This is a genomic window from Streptomyces sp. NPDC060184 (assembly GCF_042728795.1).
In the GTDB taxonomy this organism is placed as follows: Bacteria; Actinomycetota; Actinomycetes; order Streptomycetales; family Streptomycetaceae; genus Streptomyces.
The window spans coordinates 42,790-60,524 of the sequence record NZ_JBHWYX010000005.1 but is presented as its reverse complement, the minus strand read 5'-3'; the positions used below and the strand labels follow the sequence as shown (position 1 = coordinate 60,524).

Here is a 17,735-nt window from a genome sequence, read left to right as displayed (position 1 = left end):
CGGCCCAACGGCGGCGGCCCCGCCTCCGTTGGGCCGTTTGAGTGTCCTTGGCGCCCGGTGGCGCTCCACCGGGAAGGATGTCCCACAGGGCCGAACCCCACCGGGCCATTCTGGTCGGCGAGTCCGCAACGGGCCGTCGATCAAAGGAGCGTCGCAGTGACGACGAGGGGTACCTCAGAACCGGTGGAATCAGAGGCCGCGTACGCGGACGAACTGCCGGTACGGCGCAAGCAGCCGGGGAACGTCGTCATCAGATGGCTGACCACCACCGACCACAAGACGATTGGCACGCTCTACCTGATCACGTCCTTCGCCTTCTTCTGCGTCGGCGGCGTGCTCGCCCTGGTCATGCGTGCTGAACTGGCCCGTCCGGGCAACCAGATCATCTCGAACGAGCAGTTCAACCAGGCGTTCACGATGCACGGCACGATCATGCTGCTGATGTTCGCGACGCCGCTGTTCGCCGGTTTCACCAACTGGATCATGCCGCTGCAGATCGGTGCGCCCGACGTGGCGTTCCCGCGGCTGAACATGTTCGCGTACTGGCTGTACCTCTTCGGTTCGCTCATCGCGGTCGGGGGTTTCCTCACCCCCAACGGCGCCGCGGACTTCGGCTGGTTCGCCTACTCCCCGCTCACCGACGCGGTCCACTCGCCGGGCGTCGGCGGTGACCTGTGGATCATGGGTCTGGCCTTCTCCGGGTTCGGCACGATCCTCGGCTCGGTCAACTTCATCACCACGATCGTCTGCATGCGCGCTCCCGGCATGACGATGTTCCGGATGCCGATCTTCGTGTGGACCGTCCTGCTGACCGGTGTTCTCGTCCTGCTCGCCTTCCCGGTCCTCGCCGGCGCGCTGCTGGCCCTGGAGGCCGACCGCAAGTTCGGGGCGCAGATCTTCAACCCGGCCAACGGCGGGTCGCTGCTCTGGCAGCACCTCTTCTGGTTCTTCGGCCATCCGGAGGTGTACATCATCGCGCTGCCGTTCTTCGGGATCGTCAGCGAGGTCATCCCGGTCTTCAGCCGCAAGCCGATCTTCGGCTACATCGGTCTGATCGCGGCCACCATCGCCATCGCGGGTCTCTCCGTGACGGTGTGGGCGCACCACATGTACGTGACGGGCGGCGTGCTGCTGCCGTTCTTCTCCTTCATGACGTTCCTCATCGCCGTGCCGACCGGTGTGAAGTTCTTCAACTGGATCGGCACGATGTGGAAGGGCTCGTTGTCCTTCGAGACGCCGATGCTCTGGGCGACCGGATTCCTGGTCACCTTCCTCTTCGGTGGTCTGACCGGTGTCCTGCTGGCCTCGCCGCCGCTGGACTTCCACGTTTCGGACTCGTACTTCGTCGTCGCGCACTTCCACTACGTCGTCTTCGGCACCGTGGTGTTCGCGATGTTCGCCGGATTCCACTTCTGGTGGCCGAAGTTCACCGGCAGGATGCTGGACGAGCGGCTCGGCAAGATCACGTTCTGGACGCTGTTCGTGGGCTTCCACGGCACGTTCCTGGTGCAGCACTGGCTCGGTGCCGAGGGCATGCCGCGTCGCTACGCGGACTACCTCGCGGCCGACGGCTTCACCGCGCTGAACACAATCTCGACGATCTCCTCGTTCCTCCTCGGCCTGTCGATCCTGCCCTTCCTCTACAACGTGTGGAAGACCGCCAAGTACGGGGAGAAGATCGAGGTCGACGACCCCTGGGGCTTCGGGCGTTCGCTGGAGTGGGCCACCTCCTGCCCGCCGCCGCGCCACAACTTCGTCACGCTGCCCCGGATCCGCTCCGAGTCCCCGGCGTTCGACCTGCACCACCCGTACGTCCGGGCGCTCGACGACGCGACCAACGTCCCCGGCGCGTCGGTGACCGTCGCCCCCGGTGACAAGCAGCAGTAGACGGTGTCCGCCCGAGGACGCCCGCCGCCACGAGAAGAGGAACCCGTGAAACCCGATCCGGACTGCGCCCGGGGCCTCGCCCGCATGGAGGGATACCTCCTGTGGAACGCCGAGGTCGAAGAGGCACGCCGCCGCGCGGGGCGCTTCACCGACCAGCTCCCCTGGCTCACCACCGCCCAGCGCGAGGACGTGGAACGCGTCTACGTCACCGACCGGGTGGCCGTCTGCCGTGAGTCGTTCAGCCGGGTCGCCGGGCGGGCCGTCGAGCTCCGCGCCGAGTACACCGAACGCTACGAACAGCTCAGGAAGCGCTGCGTGGCCCTGTCGGTCGCCGGAGCCGGAGCGGTGACGGGCGCCTTCGCGGCGCTGGCCCTGCTCACCCGCTGACCCGGTGCACCACACGTCCCGCCGCGGGCACCATGCCCGCGGCGGGACCTGGAACGACGTTCACGCCACCGCCACCGGTGTCCCTGCCCGCTCCGGCCGGAACACCCCCGCCTGCGCGGCGTCCAGCGCGGACAGCCGGGCGGTCAGCCGGTCGGCGTACGAGCGGGACAGCCCGGACGGGCGGCCGTCGAGGTGCACGGCACAAGCGGTCGTCGTGTCGATCAGCAGCTCCAGCGCGTGGGCGACCTCGGCGGACCCGGCCGTACGCCGGGCCACCGGCGGCAGTTCGGCGGCCGACAGGTCGATCGCGTTCCGGGCCGCCGCGAGCGACCGGTAGGCATCCCTGCGCAGGTCCCCCCGGCGCTCTCCGTCCCGCGGGTCGTCCAGTACGTGACGGAGATAGCGGTACGCCGCCGAGGTCGCCGTGTCGAGCGCCGAGCGCACCGAGGCCACCCGCTGTCCCGGCATCCGCACATGGCCGATCACCAGCACCAGCGCACACGCCAGCAACGACTCCACGACGCGCCCGGCACCGGCGGAGGGCTCACCGGTCAGCGCCACCAGCGCGAGCACGAGCACGGTGACGACCGCGGTCTGGGCCGCGAAGTGCCGGCTGGCCACCGGGACGAGCGCCCCGCACACCGCGACCGCGCCCACCGCGACCGCCGGCCCGTCGAAGGGCGCCAGCAGCACGGCGAAGAACGCGGCTCCCGCCACCGTCCCGACCGCTCGGCACAGCACCCGCGAGGCGAGCGGCCCGAGGTCGGGCTTGACCAGGAACACCGCGGTCGCCGGCAGCCAGTACCAGTGGTCGTGCCGGAGCACCTGGGCGAGCACGGTGCTCGTCCCGCAGCACAGGGCGACCCGGATGCCGTACGCCCGCCCGGCCGGGCCGAAGGCCCGCCGCAGCAGGGACGTACGGTCGGACACCCCGCCGGTCCGCGGCCCGCGGCCCTCGCGGTTGTCGAAATCGGCGGCGGCGCGCAGCAGCGCCTCGTCGAGTGCGCGCAGTCCGGAACCGGACCGGGCCGGCGCGGGAAGCGCACCGCAGGGGGTGCCCGTGAGGACGGCCCGTGCCAGCCGGTCCGGTCCCTCGGCGATGCGGGCGGGCAGCGGTTCCCCGGCCCAGGCCAGCGCGGTCGCCGCCTCGGCCAGGGGGAACGCGGCGGCGTACTGGGCGTGCAGTCTGCGCTCGGCGGACGAACTCGCGTGCCGCCGCAGCCTCGGTCCCGACAGCGTGTCCTGCGCGTGGTCGAGCGCGGCGCTCAGCGCCGCGCGCCGGTCCGGCGCCCGGTCGCTCCCCGCGGCCCGCAGCAGGTCGGCGACGGCCGTGTACACCGCCGCCACGGCCTCGCGCTCCCCGTCGAGCAGGTACGGAGCGCCCGCTCCCGCCCGTGAACGTACCGGGGAGGGGAGCACCAGCCGCAGTACGAGCAGCCACACCGCGCCGACGAGGAAGAGGCCCGCCCGCTGCCAGCCGGGCTCGGGCAGCGGCATCCCGGCGCCGATCACGGCCGCCACCAGGAGCTGGGTCCCGCAGGAGGAGGCCACCGGTCCCGTCGAGCTGAGCGCGCCCGCCACGAGCCCCAGCACGCCCAGCGCGAGCGGCAGGAGCACCAGGGAACGCCCGCCGCCGGCGAGCTCGCCGAGGCAGGTGCCGAGGAACAGACCGAAGGAGCCGATGAGCGCGGGGAGCCCGAGCCGCAGTACCGCGCCGCGGCGGCTGCCCGGACGGTCGTTGATCCCGGCGAGCATGGCTCCCAGTGCGGCGGGCACCCCCAGCGAAGGGCGGTCGGCCAGGACCGACAACAGCAGCGGCAGCACCGCCGGGCCGCCCCGCAGCACGGCGCCCCAGGGCACCGGGGCACGCTGCGTCTTCATGACGTGTCCGAGCCAGCGGGGCAGCGGACGTGAGGAGAGGGCGAAGGGAAAGGCGGGCAAGGAGGTGCGGAACACGGGGCTCCCGTCCAGCGGTGACATGGTGCGCCGGTGGACGTCCTCGGCCTTGGCTTCGTGCACCAAGCCTAGGGGAGAGACATGGAGACCGTGCTACCCGCCCGTTTCCGGCAGATGAAGGCCCAGGGCCTCCTCAGCGGAAACGGGCGGCGGCGCGTCCGGCGGGCAGCCGGCCGGCACCGCCCAGGACCGTCTCTGCCGGGTCTTCCCGGCCGGGTTCGTCCCGGGCGCGGTCCTCTCGGGCGGGGCCTGCAAGGGCGGTGTCCGGCGGATCAGGGGCCTTCCCGAGCCCCTGCCGCACGGCCTACCGACGCGGCGGATTGCCCTCGCCCCGCTCACCCTCCGCGCCGAACTGCCGCTTGAGACCGTCCTGAGCGGAGTCGACCTGGCTCCGGTACTTGTTTCCGGTCTTCTTGTCGATCATGTCACCGGCCTTGTCGACCGCCTTGCCCGTCTGGTCCTCGTGTCCCTTGAGCATCTTCTTGATCTTGTCCATCGCCGACATGACGTGTCCTTCCGGTCGTCGTCCCCCCGGGTCCCCTCAAGGTTCGCCGCACCCCGTCCGCTCCGCATCCCCGGCCGTACGCCGGGATGCGAAGCCCGCGCGGGCGCGGAAGTGTGAACCCTGCCCCCCTGGGCAGATACCGGTTGACCAACAGGAGGTGGTGGCAATGGGCCGCATCAGGATCGTCCGCCGTCCGCCGCAGCCCTCGGGGCCGCCCCCGCTCGATCTGCGCACACCGTCCGGCCGGCCGCTTCCCTACTGACGACACCGCGAAGGTGCCGGACGCCCCCACCGGCACCCGCCGCCCGGACCCGCGCGACTAAGCTCCGTACGCATGATCGATCACTCTCGCCCGCGCTCGTGTCCCGAGCAGGGAACCGCCGCGTGCCCGCCGGCTGCCCCGTGCCCCATCCCTCGTACGACCCGCCGGGCCGCGCGGCGAGGGAGTGCCGCGTGAACGCGCCGGAGCGGAACTGGGCCAAGAACATCACCTTCGGCGCCCGGCGCCTGCTGACCCCCACGTCCGTGGAAGAGCTGCGCGACATCGTGGGATCCTCCACCGGGCTCCGTGCCCTGGGCACCAGGCACTCCTTCAACGAGATCGCCGACACGCGGGGCGACCTGGTCTCCGTCGCCGGGCTGCCCCGGGTGGTCGACATCGACTCCGCCGCCCGGACCGCCACGGTGAGCGCCGGGCTGCGGTTCGGGGAGCTGACCGCAACCCTGCACAAGAGCGGCTTCGCGCTCCACAACCTCGGCTCTCTGCCGCACATCTCGGTCGCCGGAGCCTGCGCCACCGGGACCCACGGTTCCGGCATCGGCAACCGCTCGCTGGCCGGAGCGGTCCGCGCCGTCGAACTCGTCCGCGCGGACGGCTCCCTCGACACGGTGGAGCGCGGCCACCCCGACTTCCCCGGCACGGTGGTGTCGCTCGGCGCGCTCGGGGTCGTCACCCGGCTCACCCTCGACCTCCTCCCCACCTTCGACGTCCGGCAGTGGGTCTACGAGGATCTGCCCCGCGACCGGGCGGTGCACGGATTCGACGAGATCATGGCCGAGGGCTACAGCGTCAGCCTCTTCACGAGCTGGCGCGACCGGCCCGTCGACCAGGTGTGGGTGAAACGCGCCGTCGAAGGCGACGACACCTACGAGGCCCCCGCCGAGTGGCGCGGCGCGGTGCTCGCCGACGGCCCCCGCCACCCGGTCCCCGGCATGCCGGCCGGAAATTGCACCCCGCAGCAGGGGATACGCGGCCCCTGGTACGAGCGGCTGCCCCACTTCCGTCTCGAATTCACCCCGAGCAGCGGCGACGAACTGCAGTCGGAGTACTTCGTGGCGCGGGGCGACGCGCCTGCGGCCTTCGAGGCGCTCGACCGTATCCGGGACCGCGTCGCGCCCCAGCTGCTGATTTCCGAGATCCGGACGATCGCCGCCGACGACCTCTGGCTGAGCCCCGCCGGGGGCCGCGACTCCGTGGCCTTCCACTTCACCTGGAAGCCGGACACCGCGGCCGTCACCCCGGTGCTGCACGCCGTCGAGGAGGCGCTGGCACCCTTCGGCGCGCGGCCCCATTGGGGCAAGGTCTTCCCCATGGACGCCGGCGACCTGCGCGGTCTGTACCCCGACTGGGCCCGCTTCGAGGAGCTCGCCGCCCGTCACGACCCCGAGGGAGTCTTCCGCAACGCCTTCCTGCGCCGCTACTTCCCCCGGTCAGGCGACTGACCGCCCCGCCCGGCCGCCCGTCTCAGCCGAGCCCCGGCCGGATCGCCGCGCGCTCGCCGGAGGCGGGCCTCCGGGCGCGGCGGTCCGATCGGGGCGTCAGCTCCTCGACCAGCTCCGCCAGCTCCACACAGGCGTGCTCCATCTCGCGGCGGATGTTCAGCTGCTCCGAGACGACCGCCGACAGCAGCAGCGAGGTGAGCGTCACCGAGCCGTTGAGCAGGGCGAGGTTGAGCATCACCTCCAGTACCTCGTGCCCCCGGAACGGCCCGGCCTGGTGCGTCGCCGAGATCACCGCGAGCACGGAGACCAGCAGGGCGCAGGGGGCACTGCCGGGCAGCTGGAAGCGGAGCGCCGCCCAGATCAGGACGGGGAACACCAGATACAGCATGGCGAGCGTGCTCGTCGTCGCCAGCAGCGAGGCACCCGCCATCACGACGAACAGGCCGATGGCCTCCAGCCAGCGGTCCGTGGCCCTGGGCATCCGCGCCCGGCGCAGGACGAGGAGGATCGGCGTCACGACGAGCACGCCCATCACGTCCCCGGCCCACCAGCACGCCCAGACCGGCCAGAACCTCTCCAGCGGCAGCTTGTCGGTCAGGACCAGCGTGACGCACCCCAGTACGGAGCTGACCAGCATCCCCGCGAAGGCACCCAGGAACACCAGCGCGACGCCGTCCCGCAGCCGGTCCAGCTCCTCCCGGAAGCCCACCGACCGCAGGGCCATGTAGGCGCAGATCGGTCCGAGCGTATTGCCGGCCAGGATGCCGAGGCCCAGGGGCGAGAACGAGCCGCTGATGGAGACGGTGGCGAACAGGGCGCCGAGCGCGATGCCGGGCCAGATCCGTACACCGAAGTACAGAAGGGCGGCCAGCGCCACTCCGGTGGGAGGCCACAGCGGCGTCACCACCGACTGGTACGCCTCCACCCGGCGCAGCAGCCCCAGACGGCCGGACAGGTAGTACAGGGCGGCGACGCCCAGGAGCCGGGCGGCGGCCACGGCCCGGCGTCTGGCCTTCTCGCTGCGGATCACAGAGGTCATCAGACACCGGCCCGCACACGACGGGGGCGGTGACACGCGCGCGGTGTGCGTCAGCCGGCCGGTACACCGCCGTGGCGGAGGACGAGAAAGGCCACGTCGTCCTCGTGGCCCGTCATGTCCGCCGCGCCGAGCACCGTCTGGGCCAGCTCCTCGGCGGAGGCGGTCACATGGGCGCTCACCAGCCGGCGTATCCCTTCGAGACCCTCGTCGAGATCGAGGGAGGGGCCCTCCACGAGACCGTCGGTCAGCAGGACGATCGCCCCGGGTACGTCGAGCGAGCGCCGGGTGACCGGGTACACCTCCCCGCTCTGGATGCCCAGCGGCAGTCCGCCCGGGCTCTCCACGATCCCCGACCGTCCGTCGACGGTCGCCCATACGCTCGCCACGTGGCCCGCGCGGGCGGAGTGGAGTTCGTGGGTGGCCGGATCGACCCGCAGAAAGGTGCACGTGGCGAAGAGGGGCGCCGTGACCGACATCATCAGATCGTTGGTGCGGCGCATGACCTCGCCCGGGTCCGACGTGCTGCCCGCGATCGCCCGCATCGCGAGCCTGATCTGACCCATGACCGCGGCGGCCTCGACGTCATGTCCCTGGACGTCGCCGATCGCGAAGCCGAGCGCGCCGTCCGGCAGCGCGAACCCGTCGTACCAGTCGCCGCCGATGTCCAGTCCGAGGTGGGTCGGCTGGTAGCGGGCGGCGGTCTGCAGACCGGGCACCGAGGGCAGCGCGCCGGGGAGCATGGTGCGCTGGAGCGCCTCGGCGAGTTCGACCCGGGCCTGGTGGAGCTCCACCTCCCGCCGCGCGCGGGCGGTGAGCTGCTGCAGGGTGCCGAGGAGATCCGCGGCGCTCGCTGGGGCGGGATTCCTCCGGCGAGTCATCGGCTGCTCCAGTGCGCATCGGTTCCTGCAGCGTATTTTGCGCGCGCCGGTCCGGCTACCCGGCGGCGTACGGACGGCCGGAGCCGCGTCCGTTGTCCGCCGCCCGGCCCCGGCCCCGGCACCGTACGATCCAGTCCGGACCGCGAGGTACGTCGGCGGTGGGACCCGTGCGGGAGAGGCAGTCATGGACGTGCAGGAGCGGGAACTCGACACTCCGTGGGAGGGAGTCCTCGCGTCTCCCCCCGGGGGAAGCGACTGTGCCGTTCTGGTGCTGGCCGGATCGAGTGGGCGGGTGGAGCGGGAACGGGCACGGCTGCTCGTCGGACAGGGGCTGACCGCACTGGCGATGCGCTGGTTCGGCGGGCCCGGTCAGCCGCCCGGCATCTGCGGGATACCCCTGGAGACCTTCGTCGCCGCCGTCGGAGTGCTGCGGTCCACCGGCGCGTCGCGGATCGGGATACTCGGGGTCTCCAAAGGGGCCGAAGCCGCCCTGCTCACCGCTGTGCGCGACCCGCGGGTGGACCTGGTGGTCGCGCTGTCGCCGACCGACTCCGTCTGGTGCAACGTGGGACCGGGCCACGACGGCAGGAGCCACCCGTACCGCTCCTCGTGGACCTGGCGGGGCGAGCCGCTGCCCTTCCTCCCCATGGACGAGTCCTGGAGACCCGGGACTCCCGCCGGCGAGCCGGTCGCTCTCACCGGCTGGTACGAACGCAGCCGCCGCACCTTCGGTCACCTGCTCCCCGAAGCGGCGATCCCCGTGGAACACGCCCGTGCGGACATGCTCCTCGTCGCCGGCGGCGACGACGCGATGTGGCCCTCCGCCCCGGCAGCCGAGCGGCTGGCCGCCCGGCGGCGGGCGGCGGGCGCGAACGTCACCCTGATCAGCCGTGCCGACGCAGGTCACCGCCCCCGGTTCCCCGGCGAAAGCGCCTTGCCGCCGTCCCCGGAACATCTCCACGGCGGCACTCCGGAGGCGGACGCGCTGCTCGGTGCGGAGGCCTGGCCGCTGATCGTCTCCGCGCTCCGGGGAACCCCCGCCGCCCGGCCCGGCGGCTGACCGCGCGGCCGGGCGCCGTCTCTCAGGCCAGCCGGTTCCGGTGGACCCGGCCGTCCTTGACGATGACGGCCAGATTCTCCTCGGGCGCCCCGAGCACGCCCAGATCGCGGGTGGGGTCACCCTCCACGATCAGCAGATCGGCCCAGGCGCCGACCGTGATCTCGCCGATGCGGGCCGCCTTGTACGGGTCGCGTTCCCCGGAGAGCCGGAAGAGACGGGCGTTGCCCGAGGTGACCATCTTCAGCGCTTCGACGGGCGTGAAACCGAAGGTGCTCGACAGCCGGGTGAGCATCTCGCTCTGGAGGCCGGCCTTGGACGGATCCAGCAGCAGGTCCGTACCGAACGCGATCTGCGCTCCGGCGTCCCGCGCCCACGCGTAGGTCCGGGCCACCCCGTCGCACACCTGCTTGTTCTTCGCCGTGGACTCCGGCGAGGAGAAGGAGTGGTCGCCCTCCACGAACGGCTGGGTACTGAGCCAGACACCCTCGTCGGCCAGCAGCCGGATGGTCTCCTCCGACGCGAGGTGACCGTGCTCGACGGACTTGATCCCGGCGGCGACCGCACGGCGGATCCCCTCGTCGCTGAAGACGTGCGCGCTGACGTACGTACCCCAGTCGGCGGCGGCCTCGACCGCCGCGCGCAACTCGTCCACCGTGTACTGCACCACGTCCAGCGGGTCGTGCGCCGAGGTCACTCCGCCACCGGCCATCACCTTGATCTGCGTGGCGCCCCGCTTCAGCTGCTCGCGGACGGCCGCGAGCACCTGGTCCCGGCCGTCCGCCACCCTCATGAAGCCGATCCCCTCCGCCCGCGACGGCGCGCCGCCGAACGTCGTGGCGTCGTCGTACGCGCAGGAGAAGTCGCCGTGCCCCGAGGTCTGCGAGAGCGCCGCCTGACTGGGATAGATCCGCGGGCCGGGAAAGGCACCCGCGTCCAGCACCTGCCGCAGCGCGGTGACGTCCCCGCCCATGTCCCGCACGGAGGTGAAACCCCGCATGAGCATCCGGCCCGCCTCGGCCAGCGCCTGGTAGTAGCCCGAGCCGGTGCTGCCCATGGCCAGTCCCACCTCGGTGTTCCCGGCGGCGAAGAGGTGCACGTGCGCGTCGGTCAGTCCGGGCATGAGCACCCGTCCGCCGCCCTCGACGACCAGCGCCTCCGGCGGCGGCGTGCCGCCACCGATCGCGGCGATCCTGCGGTCTTCGACGAGCACCGACCGGGGTTCGGAGAGCTCGTCGTTCAGCCCGTCGAAAACGCGGACGTCACGGATCAGGACCGGTACGGAGCCCATGGGGTTCCTCTCTGCGGGCGGAGGGCGCGGAAGGCGGAGGACGCCTGCCGCGACGGGGCGAGTGCCCGGAGAACCGGGCCGAAACCTCTGCCTACCGTGTGTCTTCCGCGGTGAAACCTCCCGGAGGAGAGACCCGTGCCGGGTGACCCGGCCTCCGGCGCGGGACCGCCCGGCCGAGGCCGACGGTTGTCGATACGCGTGTTCGACGCTACGTTCCCCCTTGATCGTCAGGAGCCCGGCACCCGGGGACCCAGTGGAAGGCCGAAAGCGCGTGCGAGACGGATCTGCGCGGGTCGTACGGAACCCCGTGCTGCCCGGTTCCCACCCCGATCCCTCGATCGTGCGGGTCGGCGACGACTACTACCTGGCGACCTCGACGTTCGAATGGTGTCCGGGCGTCCGCCTGCACCATTCCCGGGACCTGGTCCACTGGGAGCCCCTGGGCGGGGCGCTCGCCGGCCCGCCGGCGCTCGACCTGACCGGATGTCCGGACTCCGGCGGCGTATGGGCTCCCAGCCTGAGCCACGCCGACGGGCTGTTCCACCTCGTCTACAGCAACGTATCGGCGTACACCGGCGGCTTCTCCGACGCTCCCAACCAGCTCGTCACCGCTCCCTCGATCCACGGCCCCTGGTCCGAGCCCGTCCCGCTGCACGCGCGCGGCTTCGACGCGTCCCTCTTCCACGACGGCCCCGACAGCTGGCTGATCAACCTCGTCCACGACTGGCGGCCCGGGCACGGTGGATCCGCCGGGCTGGAGGCGACCCGCTACGACCGCGCGGCCCGCGCCCTGAGCGGCGACCCCGTCCTCATCGGCCTTCCCCCCGGCGACAGCTGGATCGAGGGCCCCAACCTCTACCGCGTCGGCGACTGGTACTACCTGCTGACGGCCGACGGGGGCACCGGCTACGACCACCAGGTGACCGTCTCCCGCTCCCGTACCCTGACCGGCCCGTACGAACGTGATCCGGGCGGCCCGCTCATCACCGCACGCCACCGCCCGGACCTGCCCCTGCAGAAGGCCGGTCACGGCAGCCTGGTGACGACGCCCGCCGGTGAGACCTACCTGGCCTACCTCGTCGCCCGCCCGCTCGGCCGGCACGGGCCCTGCGTCCTGGGCCGGGAGACGGCCCTGGCGCCCGTGACCTGGACTCCCGACGACTGGCCCCGCGTCCCGACGGGCGAACCCGCCCTGGAAGTGGCCGCCCCCGCCTCCGTACGGCACGAGGCCCTCCCGGAGAACGCCCCGGCCCCCGGCGCCCACCTCGCCGACGAGTTCGACCGGACCGCCCTGGGAGCCCAGTGGTCCACGCTCCGGCGTCCCGCGGCACCGGAGTGGCTGTCGCTCACCGACCGCCCCTCCCACCTGAGGATCCGGGGAGGCCGCGCCCCGCACAGCCTCGTCGGGCCGAGCCTGGTGGCCCAGCGGGTTACCGCGCCCCGCTGCTCCTTCGAAGCCACCATGGAGTACCGCCCCGAGGCCTTCCAGCACCTCGCCGGGATCACCGCGTACTACAACACCCGCAACTGGTACTACCTGTACGTCACCGCAGACGACGAGGGCCGGCCCGTGCTGCGCAGGGCGGGCAGCGACCGGGGTGTGCTGACCGTCGACGAGGCGGGCGGCATCCCCCTCGACGGCATCGCGAGGCTGCGGCTCGGGTGCGAGCTGGACGGCGGCGAACTGCGCTTCCACTACGACACCGGCTCGGGCCGGCGCCCCGTCGGCGAGCCGGCCGACGCGACCGTGCTCTCCGACGAGCACGCCGAGGACGTCCACGAAGGACAGGTCAGGGCCATGGGCTTCACGGGCGCCTTCGTCGGCCTGTGGGTCTGGGACCTCACCGGACGAGGCCACCACGCCGACTACGACCGGGCGACGTTCACAGCCGAGGGGTGAGCGCCCGCGGACCCCGCGGCCGTCAGCTCACCCGGAGGCGGCGGGGGAGCGGGTCTGCGCCTTCTGGAACGCGGGTGTGTCGGAGGCAGGCTGCTGGTGGACCAGCAGGAACCGCCAGGTCTCCTGGTCCACCCACCCGGTCGCGGGCAGACGGTAGTACTCCTGGAAGAGCCGCACGGCGCGGGCCGTGGTGGGCGTGAAGATCCCCGACACCTCCGTGGCGCTCCGGCCCGTGCGGTTCAGCAACTCCTGGACAGCCAGGACCGCTTCCCCCTCGGCCCCGGGCTTGACGTCCACCACCAGCCACGGCCAGGTGTCGTCACCCACCTTGCCGTCGGTCGGGAGCTGTCTGCCGCGCTGGAAGTCCATGACGGCGGCCTGCGTCCTGTCACCGATGATGCCGTCCACCTCCAGGTCGTAGTGGCGCTCCACGAGCAGGTGCTGCACCGCGCGGCCCAGGGTGAACTGGTCCTCGTGCTTCTTCTTCTTGACCAGCGGCCAGTGAGGGTCCGCGTCGTCGGAGAGGACCACGCCGGGTGCTCCGGCGGCGCTCGCCGCCGCCGATCCCTGCGGCGCCCACCCACCTTGCAGGAGCGCTCCGGCGAGGAAGGAGGTGACCAGCAGCGCCAGCGTCACGGGCAGCGCCCACCAGGAGTGGAGCCACCCCGGAGCGCCGCAGGCGTGCGGACCGGGCGCCGGTGGTCCCGGGGCGGGGTGCGGGACCACGCCGGTGCTCGCGGGCTCGGGCGGTGACGCCCCGCCGACGGAGGCGGGACGGACCTGCTCCTCCGACGCGGCCCGCCACCACGCCCTTGCCCGGTCCAGTTCCGCTGCGGGAGCGCGCAAGTGGACGTGCAGCGCCTCCACGATCCGGAGGGGAGCGGTGGAGGGATGATTCCGGTTCAGATACCGCGAGAGCGTGGTCTGGTCGATGCCCAGCCGGGAGGCGAGCGCCTGCTGAGTCGGCCGCGTACTCGGGTCGGCGCCTCCGGCCCGCTCCCACCAGCTGCGGAGCAGCTCGGCCAGCGCCGCTCCCGGCGGTGTGCCCGGCGGGGCACCTCGTGGTGCCTCCGGGGCCCCACTCTCCTGTGCGCGCGCCATGGTGACCTCCCGGTGTCCCGACGACGGCCGTGGCGTCCCGCTTTCGCGTCGACTGCTCCACGGCATAGCGGCATAACGGCAGGTCAGGCGCGTGCATGGTGGCATACATGGACGCATCGGCCTGCATGGGGCCAGAGCGTAGCGAGTCGGGTGGGCCGTCCGGCATGCTGATCGCGCCGACAGCGGCGTGACCGGCCGCCGGGCCGTCGCACGATCCGGCGGCGGAGCCGGGCACACCCGGGCCGACTCCGGTCGTGCCGGCCGAGTGCGCCCGTACCCGGATTCACCTGACCGAGTGACGGAGGGCCCGCCCCCACGACCTCGGCACCACCACGCTCTCCACCGCTCGGCGCACGCTCATCCACCCAGTGAAAGAAGGACCTCGGCATGTTCCTCCGCCGTACCCCGGACGCCTCCGCTCCCCTCCCGTTCGCCGCCTCCCTCGCTCCCGTTCCGCCCGTCGCTCCCGCCAGGAGCCGAAAGGCTTTGTGCGGGCGCGCCCTCGGGGCCGTCGTGGCGGCGGCGAGCGCCGCGGCGCTGCTCGCCGGTCCGGCCGCGCCGCGCGCGGACGCCGCCCCGTCCGGCAGCTACCGGGTCTCCGGCATCGACACCAGCCACCACAACCACCCCGGTGACCAGGCGATCGACTGGGCCCGGGTGCGCGCGGCCGGTCACGCCTTCATGTTCGCCAAGGCCACCGAGGGAGCCACCGAGCAGGACCGCTGGTTCGCCCGTGACATGCAGGGAGCGAAGGAGGCAGGGCTGATCCGCGGCGCCTACCACCTCTACGGCAGGACACCGGGCGCCGAGCAGGCGCGGAACCTCGTGAAGGCGATGAAGAGCGCCGGATACACCGGAAGAGCGGCCGGCGAACTGCCCCCGGCGATCGACCTGGAGCTGCGCGACGGCACGGCCTGCCCGGCGAACTTCAGCGCCGGCCAACTGCGCGACTTCCTCAGGGTCGTCGACGACGAACTGGGGGTGCGGCCGATCGTCTACACCACCCCTTCCTTCGTCAACACCTGCATGCGGAAGGACGGTTCGCCCTTCCGCGGCCACCTGCTCTGGCAGCCCCGCTACCGCAGCGGCCAAGCGGAGCCGAAAAGCGTCCCCGGGGCCGGCGCGGAGTGGACGTTCTGGCAGCACAGCGAGGAGGGCGTCGTGACCGGCACGCCCAAGACGTCCAGGACCGACCTCGACGTCTTCCGGGGCACACGCGCCGAACTCCGCCGGCTCGCCCACCTGCCCAGCTGACGGAGCGGGCGGAACCGCACCGGCACGTCACCCGGCGGGCGGCCGGCGGGTGACTCCCGCCCCCCGGTGTGCCGGTGCCGTACTGCCGCGCTCGATCAGCAGGGGGAGCGGCACCCGCACGGTGCGGGCCGGGCCGCCGTCGAGCAGCGCCGTCAGTTCCCGCGCCGCCAGCCGGCCGAAGGCGACCGGATCCCGGGACAGCGCGGTGAGCCACGGAGTGGTCAGACGGCAGAGCGCGGAGTCCTCCCACGACACGACGGACAGGTCGTCAGGGATGCCCAGACCGAGACCCGTGGCGACCGCGGCTCCCGCTGCGGCCATCACGTCGTTGTCGTAGACCAGGGCGGTCGGCGGGGCCGGCCGCTCCAGCACCCGGCGGGTGGCCGCCGCCCCTTCGATGTCGGAGTAGTCGGTGGTCACCGAGTGGGCCTCGGCGAGCCCGCGCCGGTCGGCCTCGATCCGGAGTGACCGGATGCGCCGGTCGGTATGTGCGAGGGTGGGCAGACCGGCGATGTGCACGATGCGCCGGTGCCCCAGTTCGTGCAGGCGGCCGACGACCGCAGCCATGGCACCGGCGTCGTCGGCGCGGATCTGCGACAGGCGCGGGTGCGGGCCCGTGTCCCCGCCGGGCAGCGAGCCGATGACGACGGCGTGCAGTCCCAGTTCGTCGAGCAGGTCCGCGCGGGGATCGTCGGTCCGCGGATCGACCACGAGCACGCCGTCCACCCGGTGCTCCGCCCACCAGCGCCGGTAGACCGCGCACTCGGCCGTCATGTCCTCGACGACCTGGAAGAGCAGTCCGAGTTGGCGCTCGGCCAGGACTTCCTGGATCCCGGAGATCAGTTGCAGGAAGAAGGAGTCCACGCCCAGGCCGGCCGCCGGGCGCGCCACCACCAGCCCCACGGTGGCCGAGCCCTCGCCGGACAGGGCCCGCGCCGCCGTACTGGGCCGCCAGCCCAGTTGTTCGGCCACCCGCCGGACGCGGTCGCGTGTCGCCTCCGAGACGCCCGGCCGCCCGTTGAGGGCGAACGACACCGCGCTCTCGGAGACGTTCGCGCGCTGGGCGATGTCCTTCATGGTCGGCCGGCGTGCCGGTGTGCGTCTGGTCGGCGACCTGTCCTCGGCCGACGGCCCCTCTGGTGTCACCCGGTGCCTCTTTCGCGTTCCCGTGAGGTCGGCGCGTTTGCCGGACCCGTGGGGAGTGTAAGCCTTGCCGGGCGTCGGGTCGAGAGATGTCAACGACGACCTAATGCGCTTGAGTCGAGAGGTCATAAAGCGCATTAGTTATCGAGTGCATCCGCCGTTTTGCACCCTGCTGACCTGCAGTGATGTTGTAAACATAGGGAAATGTTCGATGAATGTATTGACTTTCCCCCGGGGTGCCCAGCAGGCTCAGTCGAGCGAAGGCGGCAGCCGAGTCCGCGACTCCGTCGCCTCCGCATGCCTGGTCCGAGCAAAGGAGCCGTTCACCGTGCGCATCTCCCGCAGAGCAGTCACCGCCGCCGTCGTCCTCGCCACCGTCCTCCCGCTGAGCGCCTGCGGTCAGGGCTCCGACGCCGGGTCGTCCGACGCGTCGGGCAAGGTCGAAGGGAAGATCACCTTCCAGACCTGGAACCTGCAGGCGAACTTCAAGGACTACTTCGACGGCGTGATCGCCGGCTTCGAGAAGGAGTACCCGGGCACCGAGGTCACGTGGGTGGACCGCCCGGGGGAGGGGTACGCGGACAAGATCAGCGCAGACGCGGCCGGCGGCACCCTGCCGGACGTCGTGAACGTCTCGCCCGACCTGGTGGCCCCGCTGGCCAAGGCGGGCCTCGCGCTGGACCTGGACCAGGCGGCGGCGAAGTACGAGAAGGAGTACCTGCCGGGTGCCTGGGCGAGCCATCAGGTCCCGGGACTCGACGGCACGTTCGCCTTCCCCTGGTACCTCAACACCGGACCGATGTTCTACAACAAGGGGCTGCTGAAGAAGGCCGGACTCGATCCCTCCAAGCCTCCGGCCACCTACGACGAGGTCTTCGCCGACGGGCTCCAGCTGGCGGCGGCGAGCAAGGGCAAGGTCGCGGCGCTGGCGAACGTACCCACCATCGAGGACTTCGGCCGGTACGGCGGCGCGCTGATGAACAAGGACGGCACCGGCTTCGCCTTCAACGACGCCAAGGGCATCGAACTCCTCACCAAGTACAAGGAGTTGTACGACGCCAAGGCGCTCGACCCGCAGGCCCTCACCGCGACCCCCGAGTCCTCGGGCCACAAGTTCCTCACCGAGTCCGTGGCGATGAACCCCGGGAGCGCCCTCGACCTCGCCACCTTCAAGAAGCAGGCACCCGGGCTCTACAAGAACATCGGGATCACCGACCAGGTCAGCAACACCGGCAAGGCCAACATGTACGTCATGGGGCTCATGGTGAACGCGCAGACGAAGCGCAAGCCCGCGGCCGTGGCCTTCGCCCACTACGTGACCGACGCGACCCGGCAGATGGAGTTCGCGAAGAAGGTCGCCATCTTCCCGAGCACGGTGGGCTCGCTCGACGATCCCTACTTCACGAAGGAGGACGGAACCGACGAGACCCGCGTCCGGGTCGCCGCGGCCAAGTCGCTGAAGACCGCGGTCAATTACACCCCGGTGCTCTTCAGCGACCAGATGAAGACCGAGCTCCGCAACCAGATAGCCAAGGCGCTCCAGGGGAAGCAGGGCCCGAAGGAAGCTCTTGACAACGCTGTCAAGGCGTGTGACCGGCTCCTGCAGCAGAGCTGA

At 72.0% G+C, this 17,735-nt stretch carries 14 protein-coding genes; 7 read left to right on the top strand and 7 right to left on the bottom strand.

All coding sequences use genetic code 11. From position 1 onward, the window contains the following. The first annotated feature begins 156 nt into the window (after window positions 1–156). Both ctaD and ACFWEE_RS05350 read left to right on the top strand, forming a co-directional pair. Entirely contained in the window at window positions 157–1,887 is a 1,731-nt protein-coding gene (gene ctaD / locus ACFWEE_RS05355; protein ID WP_386886550.1) for a cytochrome c oxidase subunit I, read from the top strand. 45 nt (window positions 1,888–1,932) lie between these two features. Then, window positions 1,933–2,274, top strand: a complete 342-nt coding sequence (locus tag ACFWEE_RS05350; protein WP_386886549.1) for a hypothetical protein — start codon at window positions 1,933–1,935, stop codon at window positions 2,272–2,274. Between the two features lie 60 nt (window positions 2,275–2,334). Here the strand turns inward: ACFWEE_RS05350 and ACFWEE_RS05345 are convergent, their stop codons facing one another. Together ACFWEE_RS05345 and ACFWEE_RS05340 are read right to left on the bottom strand one after the other, a co-directional pair. Further along, window positions 2,335–4,155: an FUSC family protein gene (locus ACFWEE_RS05345; RefSeq protein WP_386886776.1), complete on the bottom strand. Its 1,821-nt coding sequence runs from the start codon at window positions 4,153–4,155 to the stop codon at window positions 2,335–2,337. Between the two features lie 379 nt (window positions 4,156–4,534). After that, window positions 4,535–4,735 carry an antitoxin gene (locus ACFWEE_RS05340; protein WP_386886547.1) on the bottom strand — a complete coding sequence of 67 codons (201 nt, stop codon included), beginning with the start codon at window positions 4,733–4,735 and terminating at the stop codon, window positions 4,535–4,537. A 453-nt stretch (window positions 4,736–5,188) separates the two neighbouring features. On the opposite strand from ACFWEE_RS05340, the gene ACFWEE_RS05335 reads away from it, so the two are divergent. Further along, window positions 5,189–6,457: a D-arabinono-1,4-lactone oxidase gene (locus ACFWEE_RS05335; protein WP_386886546.1), complete on the top strand. Its 1,269-nt coding sequence runs from the start codon at window positions 5,189–5,191 to the stop codon at window positions 6,455–6,457. Between the two features lie 22 nt (window positions 6,458–6,479). Here ACFWEE_RS05335 and ACFWEE_RS05330 read toward each other — a convergent pair whose 3' ends face one another. After that, window positions 6,480–7,487, bottom strand: coding sequence for an MASE1 domain-containing protein (locus tag ACFWEE_RS05330; RefSeq protein WP_386886774.1), 1,008 nt, complete (start codon window positions 7,485–7,487; stop codon window positions 6,480–6,482). 59 nt (window positions 7,488–7,546) lie between these two features. Then, window positions 7,547–8,374: a PP2C family protein-serine/threonine phosphatase gene (locus ACFWEE_RS05325; protein WP_386886544.1), complete on the bottom strand. Its 828-nt coding sequence runs from the start codon at window positions 8,372–8,374 to the stop codon at window positions 7,547–7,549. Window positions 8,375–8,558: 184 nt separating this feature from the next. On the opposite strand from ACFWEE_RS05325, the gene ACFWEE_RS05320 reads away from it, so the two are divergent. Next, window positions 8,559–9,434 carry an acyl-CoA thioester hydrolase/BAAT C-terminal domain-containing protein gene (locus ACFWEE_RS05320; protein ID WP_386886542.1) on the top strand — a complete coding sequence of 292 codons (876 nt, stop codon included), beginning with the start codon at window positions 8,559–8,561 and terminating at the stop codon, window positions 9,432–9,434. A 22-nt stretch (window positions 9,435–9,456) separates the two neighbouring features. Here the strand turns inward: ACFWEE_RS05320 and ACFWEE_RS05315 are convergent, their stop codons facing one another. After that, window positions 9,457–10,722, bottom strand: coding sequence for an amidohydrolase family protein (locus tag ACFWEE_RS05315; protein WP_386886541.1), 1,266 nt, complete (start codon window positions 10,720–10,722; stop codon window positions 9,457–9,459). 271 nt (window positions 10,723–10,993) lie between these two features. Between ACFWEE_RS05315 and ACFWEE_RS05310 the strand changes: the two genes are divergently transcribed. After that, window positions 10,994–12,622, top strand: coding sequence for a family 43 glycosylhydrolase (locus tag ACFWEE_RS05310; RefSeq protein WP_386886540.1), 1,629 nt, complete (start codon window positions 10,994–10,996; stop codon window positions 12,620–12,622). 27 nt (window positions 12,623–12,649) lie between these two features. Here ACFWEE_RS05310 and ACFWEE_RS05305 read toward each other — a convergent pair whose 3' ends face one another. Further along, entirely contained in the window at window positions 12,650–13,723 is a 1,074-nt protein-coding gene (locus ACFWEE_RS05305) for a peptidoglycan-binding protein (RefSeq protein WP_386886538.1), read from the bottom strand. 387 nt (window positions 13,724–14,110) lie between these two features. Here ACFWEE_RS05305 and ACFWEE_RS05300 point away from each other — a divergent pair, with 387 nt between their 5' ends. Next, the gene (locus ACFWEE_RS05300) at window positions 14,111–14,977 is read left to right on the top strand and encodes a glycoside hydrolase family 25 protein (RefSeq protein WP_386886536.1); all 867 of its coding nucleotides are present in this window, start codon (window positions 14,111–14,113) and stop codon (window positions 14,975–14,977) included. Between the two features lie 27 nt (window positions 14,978–15,004). On the opposite strand, the gene ACFWEE_RS05295 is transcribed toward ACFWEE_RS05300, so the two are convergent. Then, a complete protein-coding gene (locus ACFWEE_RS05295; RefSeq protein WP_386886534.1) occupies window positions 15,005–16,054 on the bottom strand; it encodes a LacI family DNA-binding transcriptional regulator in 1,050 nt (349 codons plus the stop codon). Between the two features lie 394 nt (window positions 16,055–16,448). On the opposite strand from ACFWEE_RS05295, the gene ACFWEE_RS05290 reads away from it, so the two are divergent. Further along, window positions 16,449–17,735: an ABC transporter substrate-binding protein gene (locus tag ACFWEE_RS05290; RefSeq protein WP_386886533.1), complete on the top strand. Its 1,287-nt coding sequence runs from the start codon at window positions 16,449–16,451 to the stop codon at window positions 17,733–17,735.